The sequence below is a fragment of the Sporosarcina ureae genome, from assembly GCF_002101375.1.
In the GTDB taxonomy this organism is placed as follows: Bacteria; Bacillota; Bacilli; order Bacillales_A; family Planococcaceae; genus Sporosarcina; species Sporosarcina ureae_B.
Map to the genome: position 1 here is coordinate 1,300,896 of NZ_CP015207.1, position 9,105 is coordinate 1,310,000.

Here is a 9,105-nt window from a genome sequence, read left to right on the forward strand (position 1 = left end):
GCCTCCTATCGTACGATTTCTTTTTCGTGCGGCATTGCCGTATCCGAATAAATCTCTGTTGGATACACACCCGTGAAACAAGCCAAGCATTGTCCGCAGTTTTTCATTTCAGGTGACCGGCCATTCGATTCCAACATCCCATCAATTGATAGGAATGAGAGTGAATCTGCACCAATCTCATCACGCATTTCATCTATAGTACGACCTGTCGCAAGTAATTCTGAATCTGAACTAATATCTACACCGTAGTAACATGGCGCGATCAAAGGTGGTGAAGCAATGACAACATGTATTTCCTTAGCGCCCGCATCGCGTAGCATTGTGACTATTCGTTTAGATGTCGTTCCGCGAACAATCGAATCATCAACCATCACTACACGCTTACCATTAACGACCTGATGTACAGGTGACAACTTCATCTTCACGCCTTGTTCACGCAATGTTTGAGATGGTTGAATAAAAGTTCGTCCCACATAGCGATTTTTGATTAATCCCAACTCATACGGAATACCGCTTTGTTCAGAAAATCCAATGGCTGCAGATATACTGGAATCTGGAACTCCTGTAACGACATCTGCACTGATCTGCACTTCACGAGCCAACTGTTTACCGCAACGTTTACGTGCAGCATGGATATTAATTCCGTCGATATTTGAATCAGGGCGCGAGAAGTAGACATATTCCATAGAACACATCGCATTATCTGCCGGTTCTGCAAAACGCTCAGACGTCAATCCATTATCATTGATAATCAGCAATTCACCTGGTTCCACAGAACGGACATGTTCAGCACCAATAATTTCAAACGCACAAGTTTCTGATGCAACCACCCATGCATCGCCAATTTTCCCCAAAGATAATGGACGCATACCGTTTGGATCTTGCGCAACCATCAACCCTTCATCTGTCATTAAAACGAATGCAAATGCACCTTTTAGAATACTCAGTGCCTTTTTTACTCGTTCACGATGATTACGTGAACCACTGCTACGTTTGATTAAATGAGCGAGTACTTCTGTATCGGATGTACTTTGGAAGATACTACCTTGCCGCTCCAAATGTTCTTTCAAATCTGTCGCATTGATCAGATTCCCGTTATGCGCAATCGCCAAGCTACCCGTTGTGGAACGAAAGACAAGTGGCTGAACATTCTCTATACCACGCCCGTCTTTTGTCGTATAGCGAACTTGCCCAATTGCGCCTCGTCCTTCAAGAGAGTCTAGCTTTTCACCTGAGAACACTTCATTGACCAGACCTTCACCTTTGACTGCATGGAGACCACTATCGCCTTTTACGACGATTCCGGCTCCCTCTTGTCCACGATGCTGAAGAGCGTGCAATGCGTAATAGCTGAGTTGTGCTGCATCGTCATGTCCCCAAATACCAAATACGCCGCACTCTTCGTTTAGTCCTCTGAGTTCAGCAAGCATGCAATTGCCCCTTTCCAAGCAGTTTGGAATTCCTCTACCGTCCCTTCTACTAGGACAGTTCCCTCTGCGTCTTTGATGACGATTTCTTCGCCATCTGTTACTGTTCCTATTTTCACTGCATCTTGAACTTTCTTTTCAAATGCTGCTACTTGATCAGCTTGTACAGTAACCAAGAAACGTGACTGGGTTTCACTGAATAATGCAGTGATTGCTGAACCTTCCACTGTTACATCGGCACCTAAGCCTTGTGAACCAAATGTACCTTCACAAAGCGCTACTGCAAATCCGCCTTCTGACAAATCATCAGCCGATTGAATCATTCCAGCTTGTATTGCTTCAAGAAGCTGTTGTTGACGAGTTGCTTCTATATCCAAATCAATTGCAGGTGATTTACCGAAGATCTTTCCTTCGATCATTTGTTGCAATTCACTGCCACCGAATTCTGTTTCCGTTTGTCCAATCAAGTAGATCGCATCTCCAGCTTGTTTGAATCCAGGTGTTGTCACTTGGCTCAAATCATGGACGATTCCTACCAAACCAATTGTTGGTGTTGGATAAATTGGCACACCATTTACTTCATTGGAAAGAGATACGTTACCGCCAATAACCGGTGCATTCAGTTTACGACATGCTTCTGAAATACCGTCAGCCGACTTTTCCAACTGCCAGAATACTTCTGGCTTGTCCGGGCTACCAAAGTTCAGACAGTCTGTCAGTGCGATTGGCTCAGCACCTGAACATACAAGGTTACGTGCAGCTTCAGCTACCGCAATCTTACCGCCAACCTCCGGATCCAAGTAGATGAATCGCGAGTTACAATCCGCTGTCATCGCAATACCTTTATTTGTTCCTCTAACACGGATCACACCGGCGGATGCTCCTGGTGCAAGAACTGTATTCGTTCTTGCGCCTGTATCGAACTGATTATATACCCACTCTTTAGAAGCAATCGTCGGACGTTGCAATAAATCGAGTACTGTTTCTTTTAAGTTCGTTACTTGTGGTTCTTTATTTTCAATCGCTTGGTTTTCCGCAAACGATGCAGGTTCTTTTGATTCTTTCTGATAGCTCGGTGCATCTTCAGCTAGTAGATCCGCTGAAACTTCTGCTGCGATTTCACCTTTATGAAGCAAACGAAGCATTTTATCATCTGTTACATGACCAATTACCGCTGCAGTAATTCCATACTTCGTGAATAGTGCAATGACTTCTTCTTCACGGCCCTTTTTCACCACAATCAACATACGTTCTTGAGATTCAGACAACATCATTTCATACGCTGTCATATTCTCTTCACGCTGTGGTACAAGATCCAAGTTCAATTCCACACCATAGCCAGCTTTTGAAGCCATTTCTGCTGCTGAAGAAGTTAGACCTGCTGCACCCATATCTTGAATACCGATCAACGCATCGGATTGAACTAGTTCTAAGCAAGCTTCCATCAATAACTTTTCAATGAATGGATCTCCTGCCTGCATTACCGGCAGTTCTGCCTCTTCTTCAATAGACAATTCAGAAGAAGACATGGTAGCTCCGTGAATTCCGTCTCGGCCTGTTGTAGCGCCTGCGTATATCACTGTGTTGCCGATACCAGCCGCAACACCTTTTTGAATATCTTCATGATTCAACAATCCGACTGCCATCGCATTAACTAATGGACGCTTCGAATAGCACTGATCAAACTGGACTTCACCCGCTACTGTTGGGATTCCCATTGCATTGCCATAACTTGCAATTCCAGCAACTGCTTCTTCAAACAAAAATCGATCTCGAGGTTCTGTTAAATCTCCGAAACGAAGTGAATTTACTAATGCTACCGGACGCGCACCCATAGAGAATACATCCCGAATGATTCCGCCAGCACCTGTTGCTGCACCAATGAAAGGCTCAATGGCAGAAGGGGAGTTATGGGATTCCATTTTAAAAACAGCAGCTTGGTTGTCACCGATGTCTACAATTCCAGCACCTTCACCCGGTCCCTGTAGTACACGTGCACCTTCAGTAGGAAATCTGCGTAATACAGACTTTGAGCTTTTATACGAACAGTGCTCCGACCACATAGCAGAAAACAGACCTGTTTCCACGTAATTTGGAGTACGTCCAAGTTTTTCTACTGCACGCTCATATTCTGCATCCGTCATACCCATTTGGAGATATAGACGATTTTCTTTGATTTGCTCCGCTGTAGGTTCGTGATTAATTGACATGCTGTTCACCCCGATTGTTCATGATTGATTGGAATAAAGCTGTTCCATCTGTCCCACCAATGATTGCTTCTACTGCACGTTCAGGCAGTGGCATCATACCGAGAACATTGCCTCTTTCATTTGTGATACCGGCTATAGCTTCTGTGCTACCATCTATATTTCCATCCGCATATGTGAAGACAATTTGATTATTGTTTTTTAGTTTTTTCACTGTCTGCTCATCCGCATAGTAGTTACCAAACTCATTAGCAACTGGCAATGTAAGCATTTGACCTTGTGTATAATCATTTGTGAAAGCTGTATTATTATTTTCTACTCGCACGGTTTCTCGGGCTGAACGGAATTTCAAGCTCTGATTTCGTAAGAATCCACCCGGGAGCATACCTGCTTCTACTAGGATATGAAAACCATTACCTACACCAAGAACCAATTTACCTGATTCAGCAAATGTTTGTAAATGTTTGCATGCAGGTGAACTTTTCGCTAATGCACCTGGACGTAAGTAGTTGCCGTATGAAGTGCCTGTCGGTAATAGAACCGCATCGAATTGATCGAGTCGGTCGGCTTCTGTATGCCAAACGTATTCAACATCTTGCTTTACTGTTTCCTCAATTGCATGGTACATATCAAGATCACAAGTAAGTCCTGGGAATACTAGAACGGCGAACTTCATTTGCTGGCAACCTCCCCAATTTCGAAACGATAATCTTCAATGACTTTATTGATCAATAGATCGTTACACATTTCATTCACACGTGCTTCGATTGTCTGTTCTGATCCATCAAGCTGTAATTCGATCATTTTCCCAACCCGTACACTTTTCACTTCTTCATAGCCCATCTTTTGAAGTGCTTCAGTTGTCGCGATACCTTGTGGATCTACAACACTTTCACGTAGTGTTACATAAATTGTTACTTTCGTCATTGTCGGTTCCTCCCAAAGTGGAAATAATAGTTTTTTTATTGTGTAAATTAAATCTAAGAGCATGTAATAATTTAAGAACTGTTGATGGAGTTAATCTATTTAAATTTATATAGTTTTAATCGTACCAAATACCGGACTGCTCAATTTCTTGCAGGGTTTCTTCAATGTTTTCCGTCATGATGGTGACATGACCCATTTTACGTTTTTCCTTCACTTCTGCTTTGCCGTATAAATGAATGGACCAATCTGGATAATCCGCGATACGCTCTTGAAGCGGTGCTACATGTTCTCCAAGTACATTCACCATAATGGATGACCCCCATAACTTCGGCTCACGTAACGGCCAACCACAGACTGCACGAATATGTTGATGGAATTGTGAGATGTTACATGCCTCTATTGAATAGTGACCAGAGTTATGCGGGCGCGGCGCTAATTCATTAATCATGATTTTACCGTCAGGCAGTACGAACATTTCAACTGCTAGTGTACCTATTAACTCTAAATGGCTTGCGATTTTCTTTGCAGCATTTTCTGCTTGCTCCAAAACCTCTTGTTCTACTCGTGCCGGTACAATCGATTCGTGCAAGATATGATGCTTATGAATATTTTCAGCAATAGGCAGGCAATATGTTTGTCCTGCTGGATTTCGTTGAATGATAACGGAAATTTCCTTATCAAATGGAACGAAAGCCTCAGCTATACAAGAAGAATGTGTAAACAGATCTTTAGCACTTTCAATTTGTTCTTTCGCTTCAAGCTTTACTTGACCTTTACCGTCATAGCCCCCAAAAGCAGTTTTCACGATACAAGGGAATCCAAGATCATCAATTTTCTGTACTAATTCTTCATATGTTTCAGCGGTTATGTAAGGCGCAACTGGTGCTCCAGCCGCTTGAATTTCAGCTTTTTCTTTGATACGATTTTGCGTGATACGGACTAGTTCAGCTCCTTGAGGTACATAAGCTTTCTTTGTCAGCCGTTTCAATCCTTCATAGTCGATATTTTCAAATTCAAATGTAATGACATCACTAACTTGGCTTAATTCATTCAATGCCTCTTCATCATTATATGATGCCACTATTTCGATATCAGCTAACTGTCCGCAAGGGGAATTCTTTGTTGGATCAAGTACCGCAATCTTAAAACCAGCTTCTTTTGCCGCAAGACCCATCATCCGTCCCAATTGCCCACCACCGATAATACCGATTGTCTGTCCTGGGTGAATCATTTTCAATTTAGTTCACCACTGCTTTCCAGCGAGATTTCCTTCATTTCATCGCGTCTTTGCTGTAGTTTATTGCGTAATTCTTCATCTTGTACACAGAGCATTTGAGCCGCTAAAAGGCCTGCGTTCGTAGCACCCGCTTTACCGATTGACACAGTCGCTACAGGTACGCCTCCTGGCATTTGAACAATAGATAACAGTGAGTCCATACCATTCAATGCTTTAGATTGCACAGGCACACCAATAACAGGAACTAGCGTTTTTGCAGCAACCATTCCTGGTAGATGGGCAGCTCCGCCTGCTCCTGCGATAATAGCGTGTAATCCTTTTTTCTCTGCTTGTTCTGCATAGTCAAACATGAAATCCGGCGTACGGTGGGCTGACACTACTTTTTTTTCATAAGGAACTCCTAGTTCATCCAATATGTCGCATGCATGCTTCATCGTTTCCCAGTCGCTCTTACTGCCCATTATGACACCTATTTTCGGTTCCAAATCTAATCCGCTCCTTCATGCACAACATGATTTGATATAAAATAATAAAAAGGTCCTTGAAAACTCCACTTTTCACATGCACAAAAAGCAGAACTTTCAAGGACCCTTACCAATATGGATACATAGCTATCGTAACTTAGCCATTCTCCATGATTATCCAAGAAAAATTGCTTTCCCACATAGTGTAGACATTTACGGTGTCTTGGTAGAAACGCCACAGCCTATTCTGCAGCATATACGGGGAACTCATTTACTCTTATTATATTATCAATTAATACATAATCCGTCAACTAAAAGACGAACATTACATTATAAGTCTTTTATAATCATTCGCCTTTAAGTTGACATATAGATGATTAAACATCAGTTCTATTTACGTTGACAGTTATTAGCTATTTTTGATAGCTTGAAACTGTGTTTGTTGTCTAATGGGAATATACTCTTCGCCCACCTGTTTAAATAGTGGTTTCTCTCTTCTAGCAACAACGGTATATCCCAAACTCTGTATTCTTTCCAAACATTCATCAAGCGTCTCATCTTCTTCTCTATCAAACCAGATCTTTTGTTTACTCATTTGAATAACTTGCCTCTTTTCACACTCTTCACCCAGAAGCCACCGTGTATCGACTTAGGTTCATACGATATAATAAACGCTTTCGGATCTAGTTCCGTTATTGTCTTATACAGTTGCACTTCATATTTACGAGGCGTCAAAATCTGCATAGTAGAACGATAACCACTTAATCCATTAGCTGATGAGTCTGTAACTCCATATCCAAGTCGTCGTAATACAGCAGGCATTTCCTTATCGATATCTGACGTTATCACATTAACCGTTATATAACCAAGTGCTAAACGTTCTTCAATTTTCGAACCAATAATAACCCCTATGCCATACCCAAGCGCATAAGCAACCAAGTTTTGAATTTGATCTAGATTATCAAGTACTAATCCAAGCCCGATGACGTATATTACCGTTTCTATCATACTCACAGTTGCAGCAATATAACGATAGCCTTTCAGTGTTAGGATTATTCGTATTGTCATAAAAGTAACATAGACAATATTGATTGCGAAAATTATTAATATCATTACCATTGCATCACTCCTTTAAACAAGTAGGATAATCGTATCGCGCATTAGTTAAAAACTCAAGGAAAGTCTTTTAAATAGTAGATTATGGTGAGTAATTGTGGGATGAGCGAGAAAGATAGAGTGCTTGATTGAGTTCATATAGTGAAATACGGGATGCATAGAGCGATTGTGCTAGGTTTATTGAGCGGATTACTGTTGGCATAGAGCGATTGGCTAGGATCATTGAGCGGATTACTGTTGGCATAGAGCGTTTGGCTACAAGCATTGAGCGGTTTACTGTTAATATAGAGCGCTTAGCTAGAAGCATTGAGCGGATTGACGTTGACATAGAGCGATTGGCTAGGGTCATTGAGCGGATTGCTGTTGACATAGAGCGATTGGCTAGAATCATTGAGCGGATTACTGTTGGCATAGAGCGCTTAGCTAGAAGCATTGAGCGGATTATTAAAGCGAAGATTCCAAATGCAGGAAAATTCACCGACTTGATAGGTGTGGTGTTAAAGGTGTATATATAAATTTCCTTCAATTCGTTTCACGATAATATATTATAAAATACAAAAAAGCCACTCCCCAAAGGGAATGGCTTCGCATGCCTAGCAACGTCCTACTCTCACAGGGGGAAACCCCCAACTACCATCGGCGCTGAAGAGCTTAACTTCCGTGTTCGGTATGGGAACGGGTGTGACCTCTTCGCCATCGTTACTAGACTCTTTGAGTAAAGCTTGTTCACTCAAAACTGAATAAAAGACATTGGTGTAGTTCAAGTAACTACTTTTTAATATAGGTTAAGTCCTCGATCGATTAGTATCTGTCAGCTACATACGTCGCCGTACTTACACCCCAGACCTATCCACCTCATCATCTTTGAGGGATCTTACTTACTTGCGTAATGGGAAATCTCATCTTGAAGGGGGCTTCATGCTTAGATGCTTTCAGCATTTATCCCGTCCATACATAGCTACCCAGCGATGCCTTTGGCAAGACAACTGGTACACCAGCGGTATGTCCATCCCGGTCCTCTCGTACTAAGGACAGCTCTCCTCAAATTTCCTGCGCCCGCGACGGATAGGGACCGAACTGTCTCACGACGTTCTGAACCCAGCTCGCGTGCCGCTTTAATGGGCGAACAGCCCAACCCTTGGGACCGACTACAGCCCCAGGATGCGACGAGCCGACATCGAGGTGCCAAACCTCCCCGTCGATGTGGACTCTTGGGGGAGATAAGCCTGTTATCCCCGGGGTAGCTTTTATCCGTTGAGCGATGGCCCTTCCATGCGGAACCACCGGATCACTAAGTCCGTCTTTCGACCCTGCTCGACTTGTAGGTCTCGCAGTCAAGCTTCCTTATGCCTTTGCACTCTGCGAATGATGTCCAACCATTCTGAGGAAACCTTTGAGCGCCTCCGTTACTCTTTAGGAGGCGACCGCCCCAGTCAAACTGTCCACCTGACACTGTCTCCTGCCCGGATCACGGGCAAGGGTTAGAAGTCCAATACAGCCAGGGTAGTATCCCACCAATGCCTCCTCCGAAGCTAGCGCTCCGGAATCCAAGGCTCCTACCTATCCTGTACAGGCTGCACCGGAATTCAATATCAGGCTACAGTAAAGCTCCACGGGGTCTTTCCGTCCTGTCGCGGGTAATGCGCATCTTCACGCATATTATAATTTCACCGAGTCTCTCGTTGAGACAGTGCCCAGATCGTTACGCCTTTCGTGCGGGTCGGAAC

9 protein-coding genes, 2 rRNA genes and 1 riboswitch (1 of these 12 cut by a window edge) are annotated in these 9,105 nt (G+C 43.1%); of the genes, 1 reads left to right on the forward strand and 10 read right to left on the reverse strand.

The window, feature by feature from the left end; genetic code table 11:
• Positions 1-5: 5 nt before the first annotated feature.
• The 8 genes from purF to SporoP8_RS06460 form a co-directional block, all read right to left on the reverse strand.
• Positions 6-1,430, reverse strand: coding sequence for an amidophosphoribosyltransferase (gene purF, locus SporoP8_RS06425; RefSeq protein WP_085131747.1), 1,425 nt, complete (start codon positions 1,428-1,430; stop codon positions 6-8).
• On the reverse strand, positions 1,406-3,637 hold the full coding sequence (purL, locus tag SporoP8_RS06430; RefSeq protein ID WP_085131748.1) for a phosphoribosylformylglycinamidine synthase subunit PurL: 2,232 nt from the start codon (positions 3,635-3,637) through the stop codon (positions 1,406-1,408). Before purL ends, purF begins: the two co-directional genes overlap by 25 nt.
• Positions 3,627-4,310: a phosphoribosylformylglycinamidine synthase subunit PurQ gene (gene purQ, locus SporoP8_RS06435; protein ID WP_085131749.1), complete on the reverse strand. Its 684-nt coding sequence runs from the start codon at positions 4,308-4,310 to the stop codon at positions 3,627-3,629. The genes purL and purQ overlap by 11 nt, the downstream gene beginning before the upstream one ends.
• Positions 4,307-4,561: a phosphoribosylformylglycinamidine synthase subunit PurS gene (gene purS / locus SporoP8_RS06440; RefSeq protein ID WP_085131750.1), complete on the reverse strand. Its 255-nt coding sequence runs from the start codon at positions 4,559-4,561 to the stop codon at positions 4,307-4,309. Before purS ends, purQ begins: the two co-directional genes overlap by 4 nt.
• 115 nt (positions 4,562-4,676) lie before the next feature.
• Positions 4,677-5,792, reverse strand: coding sequence for a 5-(carboxyamino)imidazole ribonucleotide synthase (gene purK / locus SporoP8_RS06445; RefSeq protein ID WP_085133571.1), 1,116 nt, complete (start codon positions 5,790-5,792; stop codon positions 4,677-4,679).
• A gap of 2 nt (positions 5,793-5,794) precedes the next feature.
• Positions 5,795-6,259, reverse strand: coding sequence for a 5-(carboxyamino)imidazole ribonucleotide mutase (gene purE / locus SporoP8_RS06450; protein WP_420066739.1), 465 nt, complete (start codon positions 6,257-6,259; stop codon positions 5,795-5,797).
• Positions 6,260-6,443: 184 nt separating this feature from the next.
• Positions 6,444-6,544, reverse strand: a riboswitch (purine riboswitch).
• A gap of 127 nt (positions 6,545-6,671) precedes the next feature.
• Complete coding sequence (locus SporoP8_RS06455) at positions 6,672-6,857, reverse strand: NETI motif-containing protein (RefSeq protein ID WP_085131752.1); 186 nt, start codon at positions 6,855-6,857, stop codon at positions 6,672-6,674.
• Positions 6,854-7,381 carry a DUF2179 domain-containing protein gene (locus tag SporoP8_RS06460; RefSeq protein WP_085131753.1) on the reverse strand — a complete coding sequence of 176 codons (528 nt, stop codon included), beginning with the start codon at positions 7,379-7,381 and terminating at the stop codon, positions 6,854-6,856. The genes SporoP8_RS06455 and SporoP8_RS06460 overlap by 4 nt, the downstream gene beginning before the upstream one ends.
• A gap of 206 nt (positions 7,382-7,587) precedes the next feature.
• On the opposite strand from SporoP8_RS06460, the gene SporoP8_RS06465 reads away from it, so the two are divergent.
• Positions 7,588-7,893, forward strand: coding sequence for a hypothetical protein (locus SporoP8_RS06465; RefSeq protein WP_085131754.1), 306 nt, complete (start codon positions 7,588-7,590; stop codon positions 7,891-7,893).
• A gap of 76 nt (positions 7,894-7,969) precedes the next feature.
• Here SporoP8_RS06465 and rrf read toward each other — a convergent pair.
• Both rrf and SporoP8_RS06475 read right to left on the reverse strand, forming a co-directional pair.
• Positions 7,970-8,085, reverse strand: a 5S ribosomal RNA gene (gene rrf, locus SporoP8_RS06470).
• A gap of 74 nt (positions 8,086-8,159) precedes the next feature.
• A 23S ribosomal RNA gene (locus tag SporoP8_RS06475) occupies positions 8,160-9,105 on the reverse strand; it runs 1,983 nt beyond the window's last position.